The 23,539-nt window shown below is 59.3% G+C and carries 19 protein-coding genes and 3 pseudogenes; 13 read left to right on the forward strand and 9 right to left on the reverse strand.

Annotated elements, in window-relative coordinates:
- Window positions 1-9 precede the first annotated feature (9 nt).
- A complete protein-coding gene (locus ACI77H_RS17380; protein WP_407012971.1) occupies window positions 10-1,518 on the forward strand; it encodes a tripartite tricarboxylate transporter permease in 1,509 nt (502 codons plus the stop codon).
- Between the two features lie 265 nt (window positions 1,519-1,783).
- On the forward strand, window positions 1,784-2,782 hold the full coding sequence (locus tag ACI77H_RS17385) for a bile acid:sodium symporter family protein (RefSeq protein ID WP_407012972.1): 999 nt from the start codon (window positions 1,784-1,786) through the stop codon (window positions 2,780-2,782).
- Between the two features lie 19 nt (window positions 2,783-2,801).
- On the opposite strand, the pseudogene ACI77H_RS17390 reads toward ACI77H_RS17385, so the two are convergent.
- Together ACI77H_RS17390 and ACI77H_RS17395 are read right to left on the reverse strand one after the other, a co-directional pair.
- Window positions 2,802-4,370 (reverse strand): annotated as a pseudogene (locus ACI77H_RS17390) (aldehyde dehydrogenase (NADP(+))).
- Between the two features lie 9 nt (window positions 4,371-4,379).
- Window positions 4,380-5,003 (reverse strand): annotated as a pseudogene (locus ACI77H_RS17395) (isochorismatase family cysteine hydrolase).
- 101 nt (window positions 5,004-5,104) lie between these two features.
- On the opposite strand from ACI77H_RS17395, the gene ACI77H_RS17400 reads away from it, so the two are divergent.
- A complete protein-coding gene (locus ACI77H_RS17400; protein WP_407012973.1) occupies window positions 5,105-5,614 on the forward strand; it encodes a winged helix-turn-helix transcriptional regulator in 510 nt (169 codons plus the stop codon).
- 65 nt (window positions 5,615-5,679) lie between these two features.
- Here ACI77H_RS17400 and ACI77H_RS17405 read toward each other — a convergent pair whose 3' ends face one another.
- From ACI77H_RS17405 to ACI77H_RS17415, 3 genes are all read right to left on the reverse strand, one after another.
- Window positions 5,680-8,115 (reverse strand): TonB-dependent siderophore receptor, encoded by a 2,436-nt coding sequence (locus ACI77H_RS17405; RefSeq protein WP_407012974.1) that lies wholly within the window; start codon window positions 8,113-8,115, stop codon window positions 5,680-5,682.
- A gap of 102 nt (window positions 8,116-8,217) precedes the next feature.
- Window positions 8,218-9,186, reverse strand: coding sequence for a FecR domain-containing protein (locus tag ACI77H_RS17410; RefSeq protein WP_407012975.1), 969 nt, complete (start codon window positions 9,184-9,186; stop codon window positions 8,218-8,220).
- Window positions 9,183-9,689: a sigma-70 family RNA polymerase sigma factor gene (locus ACI77H_RS17415; protein ID WP_407012976.1), complete on the reverse strand. Its 507-nt coding sequence runs from the start codon at window positions 9,687-9,689 to the stop codon at window positions 9,183-9,185. The genes ACI77H_RS17410 and ACI77H_RS17415 overlap by 4 nt, the downstream gene beginning before the upstream one ends.
- A 169-nt stretch (window positions 9,690-9,858) precedes the next feature.
- On the opposite strand from ACI77H_RS17415, the gene ACI77H_RS17420 reads away from it, so the two are divergent.
- A complete protein-coding gene (locus tag ACI77H_RS17420) occupies window positions 9,859-10,434 on the forward strand; it encodes a nucleotidyltransferase family protein (protein ID WP_407012977.1) in 576 nt (191 codons plus the stop codon).
- Window positions 10,435-10,484: 50 nt separating this feature from the next.
- Here ACI77H_RS17420 and ACI77H_RS17425 read toward each other — a convergent pair whose 3' ends face one another.
- Window positions 10,485-10,865 carry a nuclear transport factor 2 family protein gene (locus tag ACI77H_RS17425; protein WP_407012978.1) on the reverse strand — a complete coding sequence of 127 codons (381 nt, stop codon included), beginning with the start codon at window positions 10,863-10,865 and terminating at the stop codon, window positions 10,485-10,487.
- A gap of 286 nt (window positions 10,866-11,151) precedes the next feature.
- Between ACI77H_RS17425 and ACI77H_RS17430 the strand changes: the two are divergent.
- Both ACI77H_RS17430 and ACI77H_RS17435 read left to right on the forward strand, forming a co-directional pair.
- Window positions 11,152-11,907 (forward strand): annotated as a pseudogene (locus ACI77H_RS17430) (MCP four helix bundle domain-containing protein); the annotation flags it as partial.
- Between the two features lie 132 nt (window positions 11,908-12,039).
- Window positions 12,040-12,765, forward strand: coding sequence for a methyl-accepting chemotaxis protein (locus ACI77H_RS17435; RefSeq protein ID WP_407013083.1), 726 nt, complete (start codon window positions 12,040-12,042; stop codon window positions 12,763-12,765).
- Between the two features lie 447 nt (window positions 12,766-13,212).
- Here ACI77H_RS17435 and ilvD read toward each other — a convergent pair whose 3' ends face one another.
- Complete coding sequence (ilvD, locus tag ACI77H_RS17440) at window positions 13,213-14,895, reverse strand: dihydroxy-acid dehydratase (RefSeq protein ID WP_407012979.1); 1,683 nt, start codon at window positions 14,893-14,895, stop codon at window positions 13,213-13,215.
- Between the two features lie 383 nt (window positions 14,896-15,278).
- On the opposite strand from ilvD, the gene mqo reads away from it, so the two are divergent.
- From mqo to ACI77H_RS17455, 3 genes are all read left to right on the forward strand, one after another.
- Window positions 15,279-16,925, forward strand: a complete 1,647-nt coding sequence (mqo, locus tag ACI77H_RS17445) for a malate dehydrogenase (quinone) (RefSeq protein WP_407012980.1) — start codon at window positions 15,279-15,281, stop codon at window positions 16,923-16,925.
- A 169-nt stretch (window positions 16,926-17,094) separates the two neighbouring features.
- The gene (gene dapF, locus ACI77H_RS17450) at window positions 17,095-17,910 is read left to right on the forward strand and encodes a diaminopimelate epimerase (protein WP_407012981.1); all 816 of its coding nucleotides are present in this window, start codon (window positions 17,095-17,097) and stop codon (window positions 17,908-17,910) included.
- A 144-nt stretch (window positions 17,911-18,054) separates the two neighbouring features.
- Window positions 18,055-18,834 carry an SDR family NAD(P)-dependent oxidoreductase gene (locus ACI77H_RS17455; protein WP_407012982.1) on the forward strand — a complete coding sequence of 260 codons (780 nt, stop codon included), beginning with the start codon at window positions 18,055-18,057 and terminating at the stop codon, window positions 18,832-18,834.
- A gap of 155 nt (window positions 18,835-18,989) precedes the next feature.
- Here the strand turns inward: ACI77H_RS17455 and ACI77H_RS17460 are convergent, their stop codons facing one another.
- Window positions 18,990-19,931, reverse strand: coding sequence for an aromatic alcohol reductase (locus ACI77H_RS17460; protein WP_407012983.1), 942 nt, complete (start codon window positions 19,929-19,931; stop codon window positions 18,990-18,992).
- A gap of 96 nt (window positions 19,932-20,027) precedes the next feature.
- Between ACI77H_RS17460 and ACI77H_RS17465 the strand changes: the two genes are divergently transcribed.
- The 3 genes from ACI77H_RS17465 (at window position 20,028) to ACI77H_RS17475 (ending at window position 21,996) form a co-directional block, all read left to right on the forward strand.
- Complete coding sequence (locus tag ACI77H_RS17465; protein WP_407012984.1) at window positions 20,028-20,483, forward strand: winged helix-turn-helix transcriptional regulator; 456 nt, start codon at window positions 20,028-20,030, stop codon at window positions 20,481-20,483.
- A 663-nt stretch (window positions 20,484-21,146) separates the two neighbouring features.
- Window positions 21,147-21,437 (forward strand): DUF6124 family protein, encoded by a 291-nt coding sequence (locus ACI77H_RS17470; RefSeq protein WP_407012985.1) that lies wholly within the window; start codon window positions 21,147-21,149, stop codon window positions 21,435-21,437.
- A 193-nt stretch (window positions 21,438-21,630) separates the two neighbouring features.
- Window positions 21,631-21,996, forward strand: coding sequence for a hypothetical protein (locus ACI77H_RS17475; protein WP_407012986.1), 366 nt, complete (start codon window positions 21,631-21,633; stop codon window positions 21,994-21,996).
- A gap of 303 nt (window positions 21,997-22,299) precedes the next feature.
- Here the strand turns inward: ACI77H_RS17475 and ACI77H_RS17480 are convergent, their stop codons facing one another.
- Complete coding sequence (locus tag ACI77H_RS17480) at window positions 22,300-22,848, reverse strand: hypothetical protein (protein ID WP_407012987.1); 549 nt, start codon at window positions 22,846-22,848, stop codon at window positions 22,300-22,302.
- Window positions 22,849-22,997: 149 nt separating this feature from the next.
- Between ACI77H_RS17480 and msrA the strand changes: the two genes are divergently transcribed.
- Window positions 22,998-23,504: a peptide-methionine (S)-S-oxide reductase MsrA gene (gene msrA / locus ACI77H_RS17485; RefSeq protein ID WP_407012988.1), complete on the forward strand. Its 507-nt coding sequence runs from the start codon at window positions 22,998-23,000 to the stop codon at window positions 23,502-23,504.
- Window positions 23,505-23,539 lie beyond the last annotated feature (35 nt).

The following is a 23,539-nucleotide window of genomic DNA, read 5'->3' on the forward strand; positions in this document are numbered from 1 at the left end:
ATCAACAGGGTGGATATTCTCGCAAGCCTGGCAATGGGTTTTTCCTCGGCCCTGACGCCGATCAATCTGATATGGGGGTTCATGGGCTGCCTGCTTGGCACCGCCATCGGTGTCTTGCCGGGCATCGGCCCGGCGCTGACCGTGGCGTTGTTGCTGCCTATTACCGCGAAGGTCGATCCCACCGGCGCGCTGATCATGTTCGCCGGCATCTACTACGGCGCTCAATTCGGCGGTTCGACGACGTCCATTTTGCTCAATACCCCGGGGGAATCGTCTTCCATGGTCACGGCCCTGGAAGGCAACCTCATGGCCCGCAATGGTCGAGCGGGACCGGCCTTGGCCACGGCAGCCATCGGCTCTTTTGTGGCGGGCACTATCGCCACGGTTCTGCTGACCTTGTTTGCGCCGCTAGTGGCCAAACTGGCGCTCAAATTTGGACCTGCGGAGTATTTCGCAATCCTCGTGCTGTCGTTCACGACGGTGTCTGCCGTGCTCGGGGCGTCGATGTTGCGCGGCTTTGCATCCCTGGGGATTGGCTTGACCGTCGGATTGATCGGGCTGGACTCGACCTCGGGTATCGCTCGGTACACCTTGGGCGTCCCGGAATTGGTCGACGGCATCGAAGTCGTGCTGGTGGCGGTCGGGTTGTTTGCGGTGGGCGAGGCGTTGTACAGCCTGCTGTATCAGAAAGAAGAGGCCACCGGCCGACACCGCATGACCTCGTTGTGGATGACGCGCGCTGACTGGAAGCGCTCGGTTCCGGCCTGGCTGCGAGGGACGTTGATCGGTTTTCCCTTCGGATCGATTCCGGCCGGTGGTGCGGAGATCCCGACATTCCTGTCCTATTCGACCGAGCGCAAACTCAGCAAATACCCGAAAGAATTTGCCGCCAGCAAAGGCGAGGGCGCCATTGAGGGCGTCGCCGGCCCTGAAGCGGCGAACAACGCAAGCGCCACCGGTTCGTTGGTGCCATTACTGACCCTCGGAATCCCGACGTCCGCCACCGCAGCGATCCTGTTGGCGGCGTTCCAGAATTACAACCTGCAACCGGGGCCGCTGCTGTTTGAAACCTCGGGTGAGCTGGTCTGGACTCTGGTGGCCTCGCTGTACATCGGCAACGTCATATTGCTGGTGCTGAACCTGCCGTTGGTGGGGCTCTGGGTGAAGTTGTTGCAAATCCCGCGACCCTACTTGAACGCCGGGATCCTGGTGTTCGCCACCATCGGCGTGTATGGCATGCGTCACTCATCTTTCGACCTGTTGCTGATGCTGGCGATCGGGTGGGGAGGGGTGTTGATGCGGCGATTCGACTTCCCCGTCGCCCCGGTGATCGTGGGCATGCTGCTGGGGCCGATGGCGGAAAAACAACTGCGTAACGCGTTGTCGATCAGCGAGGGCGACTGGACAGTGTTTCTGACGCAACCGATTTCCGCTGCGTTTCTGGCGTTGACGCTGCTGGTGCTGCTGGTCCCGCACCTGCTGCACGCCAGGGGCATCAAGTTGCATGAGGATGATTGAGCCGCCGCCAGAGGGGGTAACGAGTTCATGTACGAAGCCGGCGAACCCGGATCGGTCCTGGTCGATGCAAAGGAACGCCCCGGAACGTGCGTTTCTGGTATTTCAAAGCTTGCGAAATCAAACGCGCGATGCGGGTCGACAGCTCGAATGCCTGAAGCGCTGGTATGTCCGTTAAGCGACATCTACTGGCTTGTTAGCGTTAGTCGGCAATCGGCTGGCGCGTTAGAGTCGAGGCAACGTTCCTCGCCACCGCCGGATGATACCGATGACCCGCCCCCGTTTCTTGCCTGACAACTTCACTTTGACCCTGATCGGCGTGGTCGCTCTCGCCAGCCTGCTACCCGCCAGCGGCCAGGTCGCGGTCGGTTTTGGCTGGCTGACCAACATCGCCATTGCCCTGCTGTTTTTTCTGCATGGCGCCAAACTGTCCCGCGATTCGATCATCGCCGGGGCCGGCCACTGGCGCCTGCATATGCTCGTGTTCGGTCTGACGTTTGTCCTGTTTCCCTTGCTCGGACTGGCGCTCAAGCCCTTGCTGTCGCCGATGATCGGCGCCGACCTGTACATGGGCATGCTCTATCTCTGCGCGCTGCCCGCAACGGTGCAATCGGCCATTGCGTTCACCTCCCTGGCGCGCGGGAATATCCCGGCGGCGATTTGCAGTGCGGCCGCCTCCAGCCTGTTCGGGATTTTCCTCACACCGTTGCTGGTGACTTTGCTGCTGGACGTGCACGGTGACGGCGGCTCGACGCTCGATGCGATTGTGAAAATCAGCGTGCAACTGTTGCTGCCGTTCATTGCCGGGCAGATCGCCCGACGCTGGATCGGCGCCTGGGTCGCACGCAACAAGGGTTGGCTGAAATTCGTTGATCAGGGCTCGATCCTGTTGGTGGTTTACGGCGCGTTCAGCGAGGCGGTGATCGAAGGCATCTGGCATCAGATACCGCTCTGGGAACTGGTCGGACTGGTGGTCGCTTGCTGCATTTTGCTGGCGTTGGTCTTGCTGGCGTCCACGGTGTTGGGCAAAGCGTTCGGCTTCAATCAGGAAGACCGCATCACCATCCTGTTCTGTGGTTCGAAGAAAAGCCTGGCCACCGGCGTGCCGATGGCCCAGGTGTTGTTCGCCGGCAGCACCATTGGCGTGTTGATCCTGCCGTTGATGCTGTTTCACCAGATTCAACTGATGGTCTGCGCCGTGTTGGCTCAGCGCTACGCCAATCGCCCGGAAACGGTCGCCGAACTGATGGCTCAGGTCGATCCTTGATTGCCGGGCGGAATGGCAACTATTGCCCGTCCACCAGGCGAGGCAGCTTCGACGGGTTGAAATCACGCAGGGCCTCAGGCAACAACGCATCCGGAAAACCCTGGTAAGCCACCGGGCGCAAAAAGCGTTCGATTGAGGTCATTCCGACCGAGGTGAAGCGGCTGTCCGAGGTCGCCGGAAACGGTCCGCCGTGAACGGTGGCGTGGGTCACCTCCTGCGGATGGGCGAAGGCATTGACGACAATACGCCCGGTTCTGCGCTCCAGCACCGGCAGCAAGCGTTGGGCGAGGGGCAAGTCAGTTGTCTCGAGGTGCAGGGCGGCGCTGAGTTGGCCTTGGAGCGAGCGGGCAATGGCAAGCAGTTCAGCCTCGTCCTCGACGGTCACCAGCAGCGCCGATGGACCGAAGACTTCCTGCGACAGTGTGGCTTCTTTGAGGAAGCGTTGGCCGGTGACCTCCAGCAGCGCCGATTGGCCGTCAACGTCCGCGCTGGCGGCCGTGCCTTCGGCGATGCGCTGCGCCCCGGCGTTTTCCATCGCCGCGAGACCGTTCAGGTAAGACGCATGGATCCCCGGCGTCAGCATCGTGCGGGCCGCGGCCTCGCTGACGCGCTGCACCATGGCGTCGCGGAGTGCGTCAAGGCCGGCGCCTTTGATCGCGATCAGAAGGGCCGGTCTGAGGCAGGCTTGCCCGACATTGACCAGCATGCGCTCGATAAACCCATCGCCGATCTGCGCGCCGCGTTCGGCCAGTGCTGCGGGCAGGATGAACGTGGGGTTGATGCTGGTCATTTCGGTGAATACCGGAATGGGATCGGGCCGCAGCTGTGCACGCCGATACAGCGCCATGCCGCCCTGTTCCGAGCCGGTAAACGTCACGGCTTTTATCAAAGGATGATCGACCAGCGCTTCGCCGATGGTGTTGCCGCTGCCGCGCACCATCGAGAAAACCCCCTCGTGCAGCCCGTGGTCCTGCACGGCTTTTTGGATGGCCCGCGCCTGGATTTCCGAGGCGCCCGGGTGAGCGTTGTGCGCTTTCAGGATGACCGTCGCGCCGGCAGCCAGTGCCGAAGCGGTGTCGCCGCCGGCCACTGATTAGGCGATCGGAAAGTTGCTCGCACCGAAAATGGCCACCGGGCCGATGGCCATTTTCTGCAGGCGATGGTCCATGCGCGGGCGAGGCTGGCGATCAGGTTGTGCCGGGTCGATGGCCAGTTGCAGGAAGCGGCCTTTGCGCACGACCTCCGCGAATTGACGAAACTGTGTGGCGGCCCTTGTTGCCTCGCCTTCCAGTTGCGCTTGCGGCAAACCCGTCTCAAGTGCGGCCCGTGCCGCTAAGTCATTGCGGACGGCTTCGAGATTGTCGGCGATGCTCTCGAGAAACGCCGCGCGCCCCACGAGAGACGTATGGCTGTAACTGTCGAACGCCTCGTCGGCGAGCGTGGCCGCCTGGTGGACTTGCGCGACGCCGCCGAGGGCAAAATCCGGTTCGATCAGCGTGTTGGTCGCAGGGTTGAGCGCCTTCATCGTTCCTTCGGTGGCCGCGACATCGTGCGTACCGATGATCAGGTTTCCTGTCAGTTTCTTCATCGGTCATTCCTACCCTGCGAAGGTGGCGACGAGTTCGTCCGTGGTCACAATCGAATGGGCAAATGTGGGCCCGTTCAGCTCGTGGGCGGCGTGCATCATTTCCGGGCGGAAGGCGGCAGTCGCGTCACGCACCAGGGTGACGTGGTAACCCAGTTCCGATGCGTAGCGGGCAGTCGCTTCGATGCAGGTGTTGGCCAGCAGACCGACGATGATCACGTGGGTGATGCCTTTTTGCTTGAGACGAAAATCCAGGTCGGTGTTGGCGAAACCGCTCGAACCCCAATGCTCCTGCACGACGATGTCACCGTCCTTCGGCGCGAAATCCGGATGCCATTCACCGCCCCATTCGCCGCGTGCAAAGTGATGCATGTGCATGATCTTGCACTGGGTCGGTGTTGGATGGTCTCAGCCTTCGTAGTCACCGTGTTCCCAGCGATGGTGCGGTACGATGACGACCGGAATGTCGAGGGCGCGAACCGTGCGGTCGAGCGTGCGCAAGTTATCGAGCAGGCCGACTTGCTCGGCGATCGGCTTGATCAAGGGAAAGACCTTGCCGGCTTCCGAGAGGAAATCGTTATACGGATCGACCAGCAGATAGGCGGTCCTGTTGAGCGGATAAAGGGCGTTCGACATGACGATGTTCTCCACGAAAAGTTGAGTAACCGGTGCCGGGGACTTGCCTGGGCATCTTGTCGATATGATAATCATAGTTACAGAGAAAGAGGCAAGCCCATATGTCGAACAACATCACTGCTCCCGACACTTTATGCCCGATTGCACGGGCCGAAACAGTCGTGGGCGACCGCTGGACAGTGCTGGTCCTGCGCGAGTTGTTCATGGGGAGTCATCGATACGACGAGATCCAGGCGCAGACCGGCGGCACCCCGCAAATGGTCGCCTCACGCCTGAAAAACCTGGAGGCCGACGGCCTCGTCGAGCGCCGTCCCTACAACGAACGGCCACCGCGCTACGAGTACCACCTCACCGCGAAAGGGCAGGACTTTTACTCGGTGGTGTTGGCACTGCGCGCCTGGGGGGAAACCTGGTGCAAATCGCAGGAAGAAGGGTTGGCGGTGGTGTACACCCACAAAACCTGTGGCGAGCCCGCCGGGTTAGGGCCGCTGTGCGGACACTGTGGTGAACTGTTGCGCCGGGATGAGCTGATCAGTGAGCAAAGCGAAGCCTACGCCGCAGAGCGGCAAGCTCGGCGTGAGGCTTTCAAAGGAGGGCGGAGTCAAGCGTAGGGATGCTGCAACTGCCCTCCCCGCGTTTGCGGCCGGGGAGGGCGTTGTTGAAACGACTTGCGGTGTCAGAACTCCGGCGTGTATTTCACGCTGAACATCATGTTGCGTGGATCACCGTAGTTGTTGTTGCCATTGATCTGGTTGTAGGCCGCCGTGAAGTAGGTCTTGTCAAACAGGTTGTTGGCGTTCATCGCCAGCTCGATTTCCGGTGTGAGCTGGTAGCCGACACGGGCATTCCACACGGTGTAGCCCGGAACGTTGACGGAGTGGTCGAAGCCCACAGTGTGGGTTTGGGCGGTAAAGCCCAGGCCAGTACTCACGCGATTCCAGTCACCGCTGAACTGATAGTTGCCCCAGACACGCAGCATGTGTTTCGGCGTCCACCAGCTGAAGATTTTGCCTTCGTTGTCAGGGTCGTCGATGTATTGGGTGGTGTTGTAGGTATAGCCGGCAAACAGTTGCAGATTGTCGATCACTTCACCGCTGATTTCGGCGTCAAGACCTTGGCTGCGCACTTTCCCCGACGCCGTCGAGCAGTACCAACCGTCGCAGTTTTGCTCACCCTGCATATCGAGAACGGCACGATTTTCCTGGTCGTAACGGAACAGGGCCAGGGAGGTATTGACCCGTCCATCCATCAACTCACCCTTGAGACCAATCTCATAGTTGCTACCGACAATCGGTTTAAGGACCGAGCCGCCTGTATCGCGTTCGGTCTGCGGTGTAAATACGTCGGTGTAACTGGCGTAGACCGACCATTCACGGCTCAGGTCATAGACGATACCGGCGAAAGGGGTGACTTCCCCGGTTTCGTTGGTGGTGCTATCAGGCTCGGCGGTAATGCTGGTCGGAAGCTGGGTCCACGATTTATAGCTGTAGTCGTACCAACTTACCCGTGAACCGAGAATCAGGGTCAACTGATCAACAGGCTTGACCCTCCAGCTACCGTAGAGGCCTTTCTGACGGACGTCGTATTCGCTGGGAGTCCCACGACCACCGGGGCTATTGATCAAACCTTCGTAACTTATCTCTGGACGGTTGTGATCAATGTCGAAGATGTTATCGGAGCTGTTGTTGAAGGTTCGAGCGAATTTGTCGTCCGAGGTAAATTTGGAATAGTTGCCGCCCAGCATGATTTCCTGGTGCATGGACAAGGCTTCGAACTTGCCGGTGAGGTTCATGTCCAGAGCGACTTTGGTGGAGTCCATGTCCGTCAGGAAATCAGCGTATTGCACGCCGCTGCCATCGGTATTTATGCCGTTGCCGCTGGACTGCGTTCGCTGGTTCTTCGCCTTGTTGGTTTCAGTCATGCGCACGGCGCCGACCTTGAAGGCCCAGTCGTCGTTGAAACGGTGTTCCAGATCGGTGTAGAGGGTGGTGACATCGATGTCCGAATGGTTCCACTTCGCACCGGTGTAGGTCGAGCGCGACAAGTCGATGGGTTTACCGTCAGCGTAGCGCGGGAAGCCTCGTACATTGGAGCGTGATTCGCCGTCGGATTGGCTGACCGCCAGGCCCAGAGTCGTGGCTTCAGTCAGATCGAAGTCCAGCGCGCCGTACAGCGAGGTGGTCTTGGACCACTCCGAATCAACGAACGAGCGGCTGTCATCCTGATCGGCCACGAAGCGTCCACGCACGGTGCCGGTCTGGTTCAGCGGCCCGCCGGCGTCCAGTTGCAGACCGTAGTGATCCCAGGACCCGGCTTTGCCGGTGAGGGTCACTTTCGGCGCCGCCTGCCCGCGCTTGCGCACCAGGTTGACCGCGCCGCCAGGGCTGCCGGTGCCTTGCAGCAAACCGGATGCGCCACGCAGCATTTCCATGCGATCGAAGAAGATCAGGTCCTGCGTGGCCCAGTTGCCCAGCGCATAGAAATTACGCGGGATTGGCACGCCGTCGTATTGCCAGTCATCGATCTGGAAACCACGCGAGCTCAGAATCATGCCTCTGCCGACGCCTTGGGCACCGACCAGCCCGGTGGTTTTGTTGGCCGCGTCCTTGAGGTCGACGATATCCTGATCGTCCATTTGCTTGCGGGTCATCACCGTGACCGACTGTGGAATTTCCTTGAGGGTGTGGGTGCCCTTGCCGATGGTCACCGCCCGTGCGGCATAGGAACCCGAGCCTTCGGTGGTGGCGTCGGTGCTGCGTTCGACGATGTTGGTAACGCCCAGTTGCAACGCTGCGCTGTTGTCCGCCGCTGGCTCGACGCTGAAGTTACCCTGGCCAGTCACTCGCAATTGCAGGCCGCTGCCCGCCAGTGCCGTCTGCATCGCCTGTTCAGCCGGCATATTGCCGACTACGGCCGGCGCCTGTTTGCCCCGCACCAGCGAAGGCTCCAGTGAAACGATGTGTCCACTCTGGCTGGCGATGGCGTTCAGCGTGCTGGCGAGCGGGCCGGCAGGCAGGTTGAAGGTCAGGTTTTGCGCCTGCGTCAGGGCAGGGCTCGCCAGCGTTGCCAAGGCAACGGCGACGGAAAGGGCATGGGGCCACGGGTTGAACACAGCATTCTCCTGTTCGTGTGGAAGTGTCAGGAGATAGGAGGAATGAGAAAAGAAAACCGGACACGAATGAGAGTGATTTCCAAAAAATATTTTTCAGGCTGGCTATTTCGCACGAATCAACGTCAACCATGGGCTGTAGCGATCCACACGAATCGGCAGGGTTTCGGCCAGCGCGGTAAACACCCGATCGGGATCGTCGAGGGGAAATACTCCTTGGACGCGCAAGCTGCGCACCTCGGGGGCAACACGCACAAAACCCCGGTGGTAGGGGCGTAGCGTATCGATGACTTGTTCCAGCGGTTCGTCCAGCACATTCAAGCGTCCGCTGAGCCAGTCGGCGCGATGGAGTTGGTCAGCGGCAACCGGGGCAATTTGCCGGGCATAAAGCAACGCCGATTGACCTTCCTGCAGATCCAGCGTCGTGCCGTCGAACAGTCGTGCCTGGACCGAGTGCTGCAACACCACCACGCGACTGGCGTCTTGCTCCTGGGCGACGAGGAAACGGGTGCCCAGTGCACGTATTTCACCCTGAGCGGTGCGCACGCGCAGTGGACGACGCGGATCGGGCGCGACCTGAATCACCAGTTCACCGTGGCGCAGGATCACCAGCCTTTGCCTGTCATCGAACTGCAGGTCCACGGCACTGTTGGCATTGAGGCTCAGGCGGCTGCCATCGGTCAGATCGAAATCCTGACGCTGACCACGCCCGGTGTGCAGGTCAGCCAGCAGCGAATCGCCCAGCGGGCTGTTAGCGCCTAGCCACACACCGCCGCCGAACAGGCCCAGGCCAGCGATCACGCGCAGCGCATCACGGCGCGAAGCATGGGTTTGCAGCAACAATTGGCGCGCCTCGCCCGCCTGGCCGGGCAAGCGTCGGTCCAGCGAGCGAACGGTGTTGAACGAGCCGCCGAGGCGTTCCTGCAACGTGGCCCAGGCCTGGGCGTGTGCAATGTCCATCGCCAGCCATGCGTTGAACCGCGCTTGCAGTGCTGCATCAGGTTCGCCGGCGCGCAGGCTCACCATCCAGTCGATGGCCTGCTCGCTGACAGGGTCCAGGCGTGGCTTGCTCATGGCGCCAACTCGCTCAGATAGCACTGACGCAAGGCCTGTTTCATGTAACGACTGACGGTGCGTTCCGACAACTCCAGTTTTTGCGCAATCGCGACGTAGCTCAGACCGTCCAGTTGGCTGTAGAGGAACGTGGCTTTGACGACCCGTGGCAAGCCGTCGAGCGCCCGGTCGATGGCGACCAGGGCCTCGATCAACTGCAACTGTTCTTCGGGGGAGGGCGCCATCGCTTCAGGCAGCGTGGACAGGCGTTCGAGGTAGGCCAGTTCCAGCTTGCGCCGGCGATGACGGTCAAAGATCAATCGTCGGGCAATGGTCGACAGGTAAGCGCGAGGTTGTTCGATGCTGTCGGGGTCTACGCGGGCTGTCAGCATCTGGCAAAACGTATCGGCGGCGGTGTCCTCGGCGTCCGCGTGATTACGCAGGCGCCGCTGGATATGCTGCAGCAGCCAACGATGATGGTCGCTGAAAAAGAAGCCCAGCTTGTTGGGCGAAGGAGGTTGCACCGGTTGGCTTTCCAGATGTTAGTGTGAATCGTTCTCAATACTACCTTCGAGAGGATGGCCACTGCAATCTCTGACTTCGCCGATGGCGGGGGAGGTTGTCTGAATGCCCGCCCGTGCTTCTTGATGTATTGTCTGCCGGCAAGGATTTGAGACTGTGCACGGAGCCCACATGACATTGGTCACCGAAACTCTGATTGAAATCGCCATGACCAACCCGGCCAACGCCGAGATTGCCCGGCGCCTGCCTGCGCTCGGGATGCACCAGTGCATGCTGACCGCAGGCTGCCTGTTTCAGGCGGTCTGGAATCATCAGTCCGGCCGGCCTGCCGCGTGGGGCATCAAGGATTACGACGTGTTCTACTTTGATGAAGACGAATCGTGGGACGCCGAAAACGAAGTCATCCTGGCGGCGCAAGCGCTCTTTCACGACCTTGACGTAAACATCGAAATCAAGAACCAGGCACGGGTCCATCGCTGGTACGAGCGGCGGTTCGGCAGGCCGTACCCGAAGCTGAGGTCGGCAAAGGACGGCATCGACCGGTATTTGATTGCGGGAACGTGCATCGGCCTCGATGTAGTGAGCGGCGAGGTGTACGCACCTTACGGTTTGGGCGATGTCGAGGACGGGCTGTTACGGATCAATCCGCTCAATCATCAGCCCGATCTGTTTGTGCAGAAGGCTGAAAGTTATCAGGCTCGCTGGCCTTGGCTGACGATTGTCGGGGCTGACGCTATTCCTGATTGAAGTAAAAGGGGACAGGGCTCGAATACCCCATCGCCTTCATCACGCAACAATCAGAACTTGAACGCCTGACGTCCTACCAACAACCATTTGCCTTTCTGTTTCTGCCAGATCTGGAAATTCTCGATTTCGGTCGGAATCACCTCAGTGCCTTTCAGCGCCTGTGCCGAGAAATGGTTGCGGACCAGCGCGACGTCACCGGACAGGGTGATGGTCTGGTTTTGCATTTCCAGAGTCTTGAAGGCGCTGCGACCGGTTTCGATGTCGGCGATGTATTCCTGCTTGTTCTGGATTTTGCCGCTGGAATGCCCGTAGGTCAGGTTCTCGGCGGTCAGTGCGTTCAGTTCGGCAATGTTCTTTTTCAGCATCGCCTGGGTCAGATGGTCGACTGCCTGGGCGACATCTTTCTCACCGGAGGATGGGGCTGCCGCCACCTATCCACTGAAGAGGCACAGAAAACCAATCAGCAATTTCGCGTTTTTCATTGGGTGTTTCCTTGTTGTTGTGGGTGATCAAGTGATGGATATAGTTTCATTCATCAGTCGTCGTACAACCTAGCATGCACTGAGGGAAAAACGAACAGTCCCGGGGGGTAATTACCGCATGTCGTAAAAAGTCCGCGCGAGCACAAATAGCCTTCAATTACGCTGTGGCACAGTCGATAACCTGTTCAGAAGTCATCCGCGAATGGCTGTACCCAACTGACAGGGGACTCACAGAGTGTCGATAAAATTACGTTTGATCCTGCTGATTGGCACCGGTCTGCTCACGGCTTTGATCATGAGCCTGGTCAGTTACCTGGGGAATTCGCAAATGGCGACCGCGGTGAATGACAACGAGGTCAGCATGGCCGCGCTGCGCAATCACCTCGAAGCCGACATGATGCACGACGCGTTACGCGCGGATGTGCTGTCGGCGATGGTCGTCGGGCTGGGCAAAAGCACCAGCAGCAACGCCGAGGTGCGCAGTTCCATCGAGGAACACGCCGCGCACTTTCGTGAAGTGCTCGGTGAAAACCTCAAACTGCCGGTCAACGACACCATCAAGGCTGGCCTGAACAAGATCAAACCGAGCCTCGACACCTACATCAGTGCCGCCGAGCGCATCGTCGGGCTGGCGCTGGAAAATCCGGATGCCGCGCAAAAGGAACTGGGCACGTTCAACACGGCGTTCAGCCAACTGGAAGACCAGATGGCCGCCCTCAGCGAGTTGATCGAGACCAACACTCAACAGACCAGCACGGGCACGCAGCACGCGATCAGCAACGCCAACCTCACGCTCGGTATCGTGCTCATCGCCAGCCTGTTGCTGCTGATCGCCCAAGGCCGCTGGGTGATCCTGAGCATCATGGGACCGTTGCGGACCGCCAGCCGCATTGCCGAGAGCATCGCCCACGGCAACCTCAGCGAACCGATTGTCGAACCCACCCGCAATGACGAAGCCAGCGCACTGATTCGCAGCCTCGCGACCATGCAACGTGACTTGCGCGGCATGATCGAAGTCGTGCGCAGCAATGCTCATGGCGTCAGCGGCATGAGCGCGCAATTGAGCAGCGGTTGCCACGAAGTGGCGGGCAGCAGCCAGCAGCAAAGCGCCGCCGCCAGCACCATGGCCGCCGCCGCGAGTGAAATGACCGCGAGCATCGAGGAAATCACCCGGCACGCCGAGCGTGCACTGAACATGGCCAACCAGGCCGAGACGCTGGCCAAGGACGGTGGTCGGGTGATCCATCAGGTGGTCAATGACATGGACGGGATCGCGCGTTCCGCACAGCAGTCGGCACAGGTCATTCGCACGCTGGACAAGGATTCCGAGGCGATATTCAGCATCATCCAGGTGATCAAAGGCATTGCCGATCAAACCAACCTGTTGGCGCTCAACGCGGCCATCGAGGCGGCTCGCGCCGGTGAGCAGGGCCGTGGCTTTGCGGTGGTGGCCGACGAGGTCCGTAGCCTGGCGGGACGCACCAGCGCCTCGACCCAGGAAATTGCCGCGATGGTTTCACGCATCCAGCAAAGTACCCGCGAAGCGGTTACCAGCATGGAGGCGGGCGTCGCGCAGGTCGACAAGGGCATGGCCGTGACCGCCGACGTCGAACGCGCCATCCGCGAAATTCTCGAGGCCACGCTGAACACCACGCAACTGGTGAATGACATCTCCCGCACGATTGGTGAGCAGAGCCTGGCGAGCAATGAAATAGCGCATCAGGTGGAAATGATTGCAGGCATGTCCGAAGGCAACAGCAAGGTGATTGGCCAGACGGCTTCGACCACGGATGATTTGTCGGCGCTGGCGGGCAAGCTGTCGCAATCGGTGGATCGGTTCAGGCTGTGAAGCGGCGCCTGACCTGACGCCATCGCGGGCAAGCACGCTCCCACAAGGTCGTGTCGAGCCTGACTACTGCGTACGACACGGTTCCTGTGGGAGCGGGCTTGCCCGCGATGGCAATCGCTCAGGCAAAACAGAACGAATGGCCTAGAGATACTTATCCGTCACCGCCCCCTCCGAAGCACTGGAAACAGTCTCCCACAAGGTCCGTGTCGAGCCTGACTACTGCGTACGACACGGTTCCTGTGGGAGCGGGCTTGCCCGCGATGGCAATCGCTCAGGCAAAACAGAACGAATGGTCTAGAGATACTTATCCGTCACCGCCCCTTCCGAAGCACTGGAAACAGTCTCCCACAAGGTCCGTGTCGAGCCTGACTACTGCGTACGATACGGTTCCTGTGGGAGCGGGCTTGCCCGCGATGGCGATCGCTCAGGCAAAACAGAACGAATGGCCTAGAGATACTTATCCGTCACCGCCCCTTCCGAAGCACTGGAAACAGTCTTCGCATACTTGGCCAACACCCCGCGTTTGTACTTCGATTCCGGCCGCACCCAGCGGGTCTTGCGTTCGGCCAGTTCAGCATCGGAAACATCCACGGTGATCTGCCGGCTTTCGGCATCGATGGTAATTTTGTCGCCGTCTTCGATCAGCGCAATCGGCCCGCCATCAAAGGCTTCCGGTGTAATGTGCCCCACCACAAAGCCGTGTGAACCACCGGAAAAGCGGCCGTCGGTAATCAACGCAACGTCCTTGCCCAGCCCCTTGCCCATGACCGCCGACGTCGGCGAGAGCATTTCGCGCATGCCCGGGCCGCCCTTGGGCCCTTCGTAGCGAATCACGATCACCTCGCCGGCTTTCACTTCGCCGTTGAGAATCCCGGCCAATGCGCCTTCTTCGCCGTGGTAAACCCGCGCCGTGCCTTCAAAGCGCAGGCCTTCCTTGCCGGTGATCTTGGCCACCGCACCGGTGGGCGAAAGGTTGCCGCGCAACACCACCAGGTGCGAGTCCTTTTTTACTGGCTGGTCGAAGGGCAGAATCACGTCCTGGCCTTCGGGATAATCCGCCACGTTTTCGAGGTTTTCCGCGAGGGTCTTGCCGGTCACCGTCATCGCATCGCCATGCAGCATGCCGGCCGCGAGCATGCGCTTCATCAGCGGTTGAATGCCGCCGATGGCAACCAGTTCGCTCATCATGTACTTGCCGCTGGGGCGCAAGTCGGCCACTACGGGGGAGACCTTGCCCAGCTCGACGAAATCATCCAGCGTCAACTCGACATCCACCGCGTGCGCCATGGCCAGCAGATGCAGCACGGCATTGGTCGAGCCGGCGAGGGCGATGACCACGCGGATCGCATTTTCAAAGGCTTTGCGGGTCATGATGTCCCGCGGTTTGAGGTCCAGCTTCAACAACGCCATGACCTGCTGACCGGCGCGGAAACTGTCCGAAGCCTTGTCGCTGCCGACCGCATCCTGAGAGCTCGAACCGGGCAGGCTCATGCCCAGCGCTTCAATGGCCGAGGCCATGGTGTTGGCCGTGTACATGCCGCCGCAGGAACCGGGGCCGGGAATCGCCACTTCCTCGATCTGCTTGACCTGGATTTCGTTGATGTCGCCGCGCGCATTCTGGCCCACGGCTTCGAACACGGAAATGATGTCGGTGTGGCCCGCGCCGGGCCGAATCGTCCCGCCATAGACGAAGATGGAAGGGCGGTTCAGCCGCGCCATGCCGATCAGGCAGCCCGGCATGTTCTTGTCGCAGCCGCCCACGGTCACCAGGCCATCGAAGCCTTCGCAACCGGCCACGACCTCGATGGAATCGGCAATCACTTCGCGCGATACCAGCGAATACTTCATGCCTTCCGTGCCGTTGGCGATGCCGTCGGAGATGGTGATGGTGTTGAAAATCACGCCCTTGGCCCCGGCGGCATTCGCGCCTTTTTCCGCCTCGATCGCCAGCTTGTCGATGTGCATGTTGCACGGCGTGACCATCGCCCATGTCGAGGCGATGCCGATCTGCGGCTTCTTGAAGTCCTCGTCGGTGAAACCTACTGCACGCAACATCGAACGACCGGGCGCACGCTCCACGCCGTCGACCACTTGAGAGGAATATTTGCGCAGATCGTCTTTATCGCTCATCACGGCTCCTCACTGGTTCATCGAAAAAACAGGTTGAGTATAGTGGCCCCGGCGTGCGTGTCCGGACTATCAGGTCGGGAACAGACGCGCGGGTTTGCTCCGGCATGATATTCTCCGCCACAACTTGGTTTGACCTATTCAGTTTGCGTGTCCTCGAGACGCGCCAACAGAATCACTGTCGCTCAAGTAGCTGAAGCCAATAAAGATAAAAAGTCAGTTCAGTAGGGACATATAAACTGAGGTCGATGGATCACGTCGGCCTTGTGTGCCCACCCTCCGGATCTCATGTGCGAGCCCCACGACATCTGCCTGAATGCCGTGTGAAACAAGGGTTTCGTCGTGAGGATGGAAGGGCGGATGGCGTTTTATCAAAGGTGCTACAGATGTTTAAGAAAATGAACACGGCCCTGCTGGGGCTGGCTTTGTCGATGGGGATCACGTCCGTTCACGCGGAAGAGGCAAAGAAAGTCGATGTACTGCTGATCGGCGGCGGCATCATGAGCGCGACCCTCGGTGTCTGGCTCAATGAGCTGGAACCTGGCACTTCGATGGAAATGATCGAACGCCTCGACGGCGTCGCCCTGGAAAGCTCCAACGGCTGGAACAACGCCGGTACCGGTCACTCGGCCCTGGCCGAGTTGAACTACACCCCGGAAGACGAGAACGGCAAAGTCTCGATCCCGAAAGCTGTTGAAATCAACGAAGCGTTCCAGATCTCCCGTCAATTCTGGGCCTGGCAGGTTCAGCAAGGCGTGCTGAAGAACCCGCGTTCGTTCATCAACTCCACACCGCACATGAGCTTTGTGTGGGGCGATGACAACATCAAGTTCCTGAAAAAGCGCTACGAAGCCCTGCAAGCGAGCCCGCTGTTCGCTGGTATGCAGTACTCGGAAGACCCGGCGCAGATCGCCAAGTGGGTTCCGCTGATGATGGAAGGGCGCGACCCGAACCAGAAAATCGCGGCCACCTGGTCCCCGATCGGCACCGACGTGAACTTCGGCGAGATCACCCGCCAGTTCGTTGCGCACCTGCAAACCACGCCGAAATTCGACTTGAAACTGTCTAGCGAAGTGCAAGACATCACCAAGAACGAAGACGGCACCTGGCGCGTCAGCTACAAAAACCTGAAAGACGGCACTAAGTCCGAAACCGACGCCAAGTTCGTGTTCATCGGCGCGGGCGGCGGTGCACTGCACCTGCTGCAAAAGTCCGGCATTCCTGAAGCCAAGGAATACGCAGGCTTCCCGGTCGGCGGTTCGTTCCTCGTCACCGAAAACCCGACCATCGCCGAGCAACACCTGGCCAAGGCCTACGGCAAAGCTTCCGTTGGCGCACCGCCAATGTCGGTTCCGCACCTGGACACCCGTGTCCTGGACGGCAAGCGCGTCATCCTGTTTGGCCCATTCGCGACCTTCAGCACCAAGTTCCTCAAAGAAGGCTCGTACCTGGACCTGCTGACCACCACCACCACGCACAACGTGTGGCCAATGACCAAGGTCGGCATCAAGGAATACCCGCTGGTCGAGTACCTTGCCGGTCAGCTTATGCTGTCGGATGAAGACCGCCTCAACGCCCTGAAAGAATACTTCCCGAACGCCAAGGCCGAAGACTGGCGCCTGTGGCAAGCCGGCCAGCGCGTGCAAATCATCAAACGTGATGAAGCGGCGGGTGGCGTGCTGAAACTGGGCACCGAAATCGTGGCTTCCGCAGACGGCTCGATTGCTGGCCTGCTGGGCGCTTCGCCAGGCGCTTCGACGGCTGCACCGATCATGCTGACCGTGCTGCAGAAAGTGTTCAAGGACAAGGTCGCGTCTCCAGCCTGGCAGGAAAAACTGCACCAGATCGTGCCGAGCTATGGCACGCAACTGAATGGCAGTCCTGAGAAGGTTGCGCAAGAGTGGGCTTACACCGCCAAGGTCCTGCAACTGACTCCGCCTCCGGCTGTTGGTCAGGTTGCGGCCCAGGCTGCTGCTCCGGCTGAAGCGCCAAAGGCGCCGAAGGCTAACGCTGCAACTGATATGGCTCTGTAACTAGACGCCCTGTCAAAAAGCCCACTGCGCCGGTGACGGTCAGTGGGCTTTTTTGTGCCTGGAATACAGGGCTGGCGGGTAGCTTTCGCTTACCTTCACGCAACTTGCAAAAGCAATGCAGATGGGGCTAGATCGCCTGCAAACGGCCATTCACCACAGGGATCTGTTTATGCCGCTGAGTTTCCATAAGATGCACGCCAATGGCGATGACTTCGTGGTCGTGGATGCGCGAAACTCAGCCAATCCAGTGACAAGTGCCCTGGCTCGGCGCATGGGCGATCGCAATCGTGGCATCGGCTTCAATCAACTGGCGGTGGTGCTCGATTGCGAGGATGCCGATGCGCGATTGATGTTCTGGAATGCCGACGGCTCCCCGCTGGATGTGTGTGGCAGCGCAACGCGGGGGGCTGCGGACAGGCTGATGCGCGAATCGAATTCGACGTCGGTAACGCTCCGCACCAACCGGGGGCTGCTCACTTGCCGACGAACCTCCAACGGCAACATTTCCGTCAGCATGGGGCCGCCGCTGTTCGGCTGGTCGGATGTTCCCCTGGCTCAGGAAATGGATACGTTGGTTCTGCCCCTTGATGGCGGCCCGGCGGCGTGCAGCATGGGCAATCCGCACTGCACCTACTTTGTGGATGACGTGACGGCGATTGATATTGCGGCCATCGGACCCACCCTTGAAACCCACCCGCTGTTTCCGCTCAGGACGAATGTGCACTTCGTCCAGATCATTGACCGCAAGCACATTCGGCTGCGCATTTGGGAGCGCTGGGGCGCTATTCCGCTGGGTTCAGGTTCGTGTTCTTGTGGCGCCGCTATTAACGGGATTCGTCGGGGGTTGTTGGACGATACCGTTGAGGTTGAATGTGATGGCGGGAGTGTCACGGTTCAATGGGATGGTGTGGGGCCGGTGTTTCTTACTGGGCCGGTTGAGGCCATTTTTTCGGGGACAATTGCGGATAGCTTGTTGAAAGATTGATTGCTGCTTTGTCGTAGTCGCTCGTGGAGGACGGCTTTCGGCCAAATGCTGCCTCTCACAATGCTTGGCGGATTGATGCAGCGTAGGCACCGTCTATTCTCAACGGTTAGACAGTATTTCCTGTGTATCTCTGTGGAGCATTGCATGTTTAAAAACTGGAGTGGTCAGGTCGCATTGGTCAGTGGAGCAGGCAGCGAACAGGGGATTGGTCTCGCCATCGCCAGGCGCCTTGGCGACGCAGGTGCGAATCTGATCATCACCGGCAGCAGTGCCCGCATCCATGATCGCGTCGCGCAACTGTGCGCGGAAGGTTATAAGGTGGAGGGTCGCGCTGCGGATCTCACTCAGCCCGATCAGGTCGTTGAACTGGTGACCTGGGCTGAATCGCTATGGGGCCGAATCGACGTGCTTGTGAACAACGCCGGCATGGCAATTCAGGGTGAAGCCGAGGTGTTCTCCGACGTGGCTCATATGAGCATCGATGTCTGGAACACGTCGATTGCGCGTAATCTGACGACTGCATTTTTGCTGACCCGGGCAGTGTTGCCGGGGATGCAGCATCGTCGATACGGGCGCATCGTCCATATCAGTTCTACGACCGGTACCCGCGTCAGCAACCCGGGCGAGGCAGCCTATGCGGCGGCAAAAGCAGGGATTGTGGGGATGAACATGAGCTTGGCGCTGGAAGTCGCGCCTTACGGCATCACCGTAAATTCTGTTGCCCCTGGATGGATCGCGACGCAGTCCAGCACAGCTGAGGAGTTGACTGCGGCGCGGTATGTTCCGGTCGGACGTGCCGGTAGACCGGAGGAGGTTGCTGCCGCAGTCGCCTTTCTTGCATCTCCAGAGTCAAGCTACATTACGGGCGAGCTTCTTGTGGTCGACGGCGGTAATTGCCTTTCTGAGAACAAAAGTCCCCGTTGAGAGCGCAGCTCAGTCTTTTCAATTTTGGTCTTTCGTCGGATTGAGCATCCCGCGCTCCACTTTTCAATCTCTGTCATCGACCACGATTATCGGGCTTAGGGTTTCTCATTAGACAAATCCGGAGCGTGGGACCGCTGGGTTACCTGCTTTAGCGTTCAGATGTCTGTGAGGTTTTTTCGAGCCCACTGCTCGGCGGTGGTGACTTGAATGGACTGCTGCTCGTTGAAAGTGCCAGCCTTGGGCCAAGCCACGCCTCTGCCTTGTGCGAACACAGCGCGGTACTTTTTGATGTGATGAGTGGGGTCTTTTTCCAATTCCCGGATCAGGTGCGCAACAGTCCAAACGTTACGTTTGAATGGACGTCCCAGCACACGTTCAAGGAGGCTCGCAACCTGCCCATACGTCACAGTGTCGCCGGAAAGGTAGACGATTTGATTGCGCAAGCGAGGCTCGAAGAAGACGATTTCTGCTGTCAAATTCCCGATGTCTTGCGGTGTAGTGAGAGTCACGCTGTTATCAAGACTGCCCAAGGCGTTCACTGCGTCGTTTTCGAAGTCGACCACCTCAAACACAGGCTCGAAAAGGAAGCTGGTGAACATCCCCGTCGAGATAATTACCCATTCAGTTTTATCTTGGGCGCGAAGCAGCTCGCGCACATCGAGCTGCGCATCGAATAGATCCTGAGGGCTGCCGCGCCCAATCACCTCAAAATCGACGCCAAATTGCCATGGGAAGTAGCGCTTCACACCGGACTTGAGAGCGGCTGTGGCCAACTTCATCGGGGTTTCCCGACCCGCGACCATGCCCGCACAGCCGATTACGGTATCGAATCGTGCGAAGACTTCAGCCAACTGATCGATCGAATCGTTCACTAGGTCTGCGGCCACCATTTGGATGCCCAGACTACGTAGCTCATCGATTTCTGCCTTTTTCTCCGGCACCTGAGTGTTGATCGTTGAGTCCCTGAGCAGGACGCTGATTTTGGAACCGGGCGCGCGCTTTGCCACATGTGCGAGATTGCGCAAAACCGGAAGGCCGAGTTCGCCGGCACCTAGTACGAGAATTGATTGGGGGGAAAGCTGGGTTACTTCGGTCATGATGTCTCCTGAGACCTGTTGCCTGTAAGATCAGCCAATGCTTGCACTATTCGGCAACACTCGTAAGAAGGCACACGCGTGATACCAGGGGGAGAAATGACCGATCGTGAAACTCTCAGCCAAGCGGAGGCTATCTGCCAAACGCTCAGAGAAGATGATGACGGGGTCAGGCGGGAAGTTCTCGCTCACGCAGGTAGTCGCTGGTCATTGGGCATCCTGCATGCCCTTGGTGTGTACGGCAAGATGCGCCATGCCGAGATAAAAAGGCAGATGACCGGCGTGACTCAGCGAATGCTGACCAAGACACTGCGCGCCTTGGAGCGCGATGGTCTGGTGATTCGACGGGAGTTCGATGAGATTCCGCCGCGAGTTGAGTATGAGCTGACGCCGCTGGGCATGGGGCTATTGATTCGTATGTCCCCTATCTGGACTTGGGTCGTTGAAAACGTCGACGACTTCCGCAAAGCGCGCAGCCTCTTCGACAGTCAGGACGGCAAAAAACCTTCGTGGCAAATCCCCACGACCATACCAGTAGTATCAGAAGTGCCTTAGTAATCGTCTGCAACATGATTCTAGAAGCAGCGTTCCGGGACAGTTGGACTTTAGGGCCAGCTTGAGCCGAAACCGCATAGCTCCTAATCGTGGATAACCGCTTTTGGCCGAAAGCCGACCTCACCAATGCTGTATACAGCTAGGCGGTTTTCGGTCGGAAATAGTCATGGACTACCCAACATGATTCGCCGGATATTTACATATCGAAGATCGCATAGGGGCCAGTTCCCTGGAACGAAGCTACCTTGGATCGCCAACCTAGCTGGCAGCAACTGAGATCTGGAACCTAATGCGCGTCAGATGACTACAACTACAGTTAACATCGCCCTTGATGGTCACGTCGATGATCTGTACGCACTCAGTTTGCTTTTTCCCAAAGGCCCGCATCCTGGCTTCCACATCGCGACTAAGTTGACCGGCGTGAAAGACGGACTGCTCGATCGGGAAAAGGGGACAGATGTATTTATTCGCGCTCACAGATAATTTGCTTCGGCCGAAAGCAATCCCTACGGATTCAGCGCCTAACTCCATTGAAATTTCCTACAACCTAATAGGCTTGCACCTAGGAAGCGACCTTACTAATCTCCCTCTGCCGCTGCCAATACAGCGACCGGGTGTGGTAGCCCGACTTTCTCATAGGAGCCCAGTTCATTGGAGTTCCAAATGCTCGACGAACACGCTAACCCATCCGAATCTTCTGAATCCCCACCCCGCAAACCCGCCGAGGCCGAGCGCCGGCCAAACCCGATCTTCGCCATCGTCCCCACCGCAAGCACTGAAACCTTGCTGGTTCACGCCTGCGAAACTCTCGCCTCAGCCAGTGTCATGGCCAGTGAGTTGGCCTTCATTCTCAGCGGCCCCAAATGCAATTTGGCACTCGGGATTCAGCAAATGATTGCGTTAGCGGAATTGACGGTGAGTCGGGTGCTGGATCAGGTTGACCCGCAGGAGTAGGCGAGGGCGTCGATGTGACGTGATGCGCCAAAAGAAGCTCTGCCCCATTTAGCCGGGGCAGGCCTTTTTTGGTTTTGGATTGAAGCCACAGCACCAGAGATCGCCAAACCAGTGTCTTTCTCACTCAAAAAAGAATGAGTCAGGATCATCAAAGCCTAAATGCGGAACATCTCAACCAAAGGACGCGACATTCATGGAAACCCCCTTTTCTCAAATCAGCGAGCGTTTGAACAATCGCCGATTTACGGTTGCGGATAACGCTCAAGGGCTGTCCGGTGCAGGCACCGTGTTTCACTACCAGGTCGAGGGGAATGCCATTTCGAGCACTTACCGGGGCGGACGGATACGCATCGGTAATCAAGTCGGGCGTGTGACAGGCCCCGATACCCTTGAGCTTCTTTTTCAGTGTTTGACGGCGGATGGCGAGATGCTTGCCGGCTGGTCTCGTGGCACGGTGGGCGTTGATCACGCAGGGCGTACCACTCTGGCCTTCGTTTGGGGGTGGTTGTCGGGCGCGACTGGCGGCGGGGAGTCGAGCTACGTCGAGCTTACGGGCTAGCGGCCAAGTTTTTTGTGGTCATTGCCTGGCCATCTGTGCGATAGCCATGCGGTAAAGCACCGATGGTCACCGGGTCGGGTCAGCTGCAATAGCCGATCTATACTGGAGCAGTTCGTTGTCTTTCTGTCATACAACCCGTCGACACCCGTGCGCTGTACGGAGCACCCGTGCCAACCGCCAACGTAACCAGCGCTGAGTCCACGCGTCGCGTCTCCAGCATTGAATGACTGGCCGTGTTCTTGGCTTTGTAGCTAGTGGGTCGTGGAGAACATCATGAAATACAGACTTTTTTCAGGCGTTTTATTAGCACTTGCGGCAGCGGTGGTAACGCCCGGTGCCTCGGCTGCACAGGCACGAGCCTTGGCGTCGGATGGCGCGGATCATGTAGGGGCAGGCTCGGTCGCAGCGGATGGCGCAGATCATGTCGGCGCGGGCGCGGTCGCAGCGGATGGTGCAGATCATGTAGGTGCCGGCGCGGTCGCAGCGGATGGCGCAGATCATGTAGGTGCCGGCGCGGTCGCAGCTGACGGTGCCGACCATGTAGGTGCCGGCGCAGTCGCAGCTGACGGTGCAGATCATGTCGGAGCGGGCGCAGTCGCAGCGGATGGCGCAGATCATGTCGGCGCTGGCGCGGTCGCAGCGGATGGCGCAGATCATGTCGGCGCGGGCGCAGTCGCAGCGGATGGTGCAGATCATGTCGGCGCGGGTGCAGTCGCGGCTGACGGTGCAGATCACGTCGGCGCTGGTGCAGTCGCAGCTGACGGTGCAGATCATGTCGGCGCTGGTGCAGTCGCAGCGGATGGCGCAGATCACGTCGGTGCTGGCGCAGTCGCAGCGGACGGCACGGATCATATCGGCGCGGCGCGTCTCGCGTACTCCCGTAATGGCATTGGTTCGGATCGAGTGGCATCCTCGCTGATGGACGGCAGTTACTCCGACCAGTTCAACAGTCCGATCGGCAATCAATAACGCGCCACTTTCATTGAGGAGAATGACTGTTCATGACCACGCAAACCGAAACCGCCATCCTGGCCGGTGGCTGCTTCTGGGGTATGCAGGATTTGCTGCGACGTTACCCCGGCGTGCTGTCCACGCGAGTGGGTTACTCGGGCGGCGATGTGCCGAACGCGACTTATCGCAACCACGGCAATCACGCGGAAGCGATCGAGATCGTGTTCGATCCGCAAAAAATCAGCTATCGCCAGATTCTCGAGTTCTTTTTCCAGATTCATGACCCGACGACTCAGAATCGCCAGGGCAACGATGTCGGCGCCAGCTACCGATCTGCGCTGTTCTACCTCAGCGATGAGCAGAAACGGGTTGCCGAAGACACCGTCGCCGACGTCGAAGCTTCCGGCCTTTGGCCCGGCAAGGTGGTGACCGAAATCACCCCGGCCGGGCCATTCTGGGAGGCGGAACCGGAGCATCAGGATTACCTGGAACGACTTCCCGACGGTTATACCTGCCACTTCATCCGACCCAACTGGACATTGCCCAAACGCGGCTGATCAAGCACAGAGGCGGCTCGAATGAGCCGTCTCTG

This window comes from Pseudomonas sp. O230, from assembly GCF_045447035.1.
Classification (GTDB): Bacteria; Pseudomonadota; Gammaproteobacteria; order Pseudomonadales; family Pseudomonadaceae; genus Aquipseudomonas.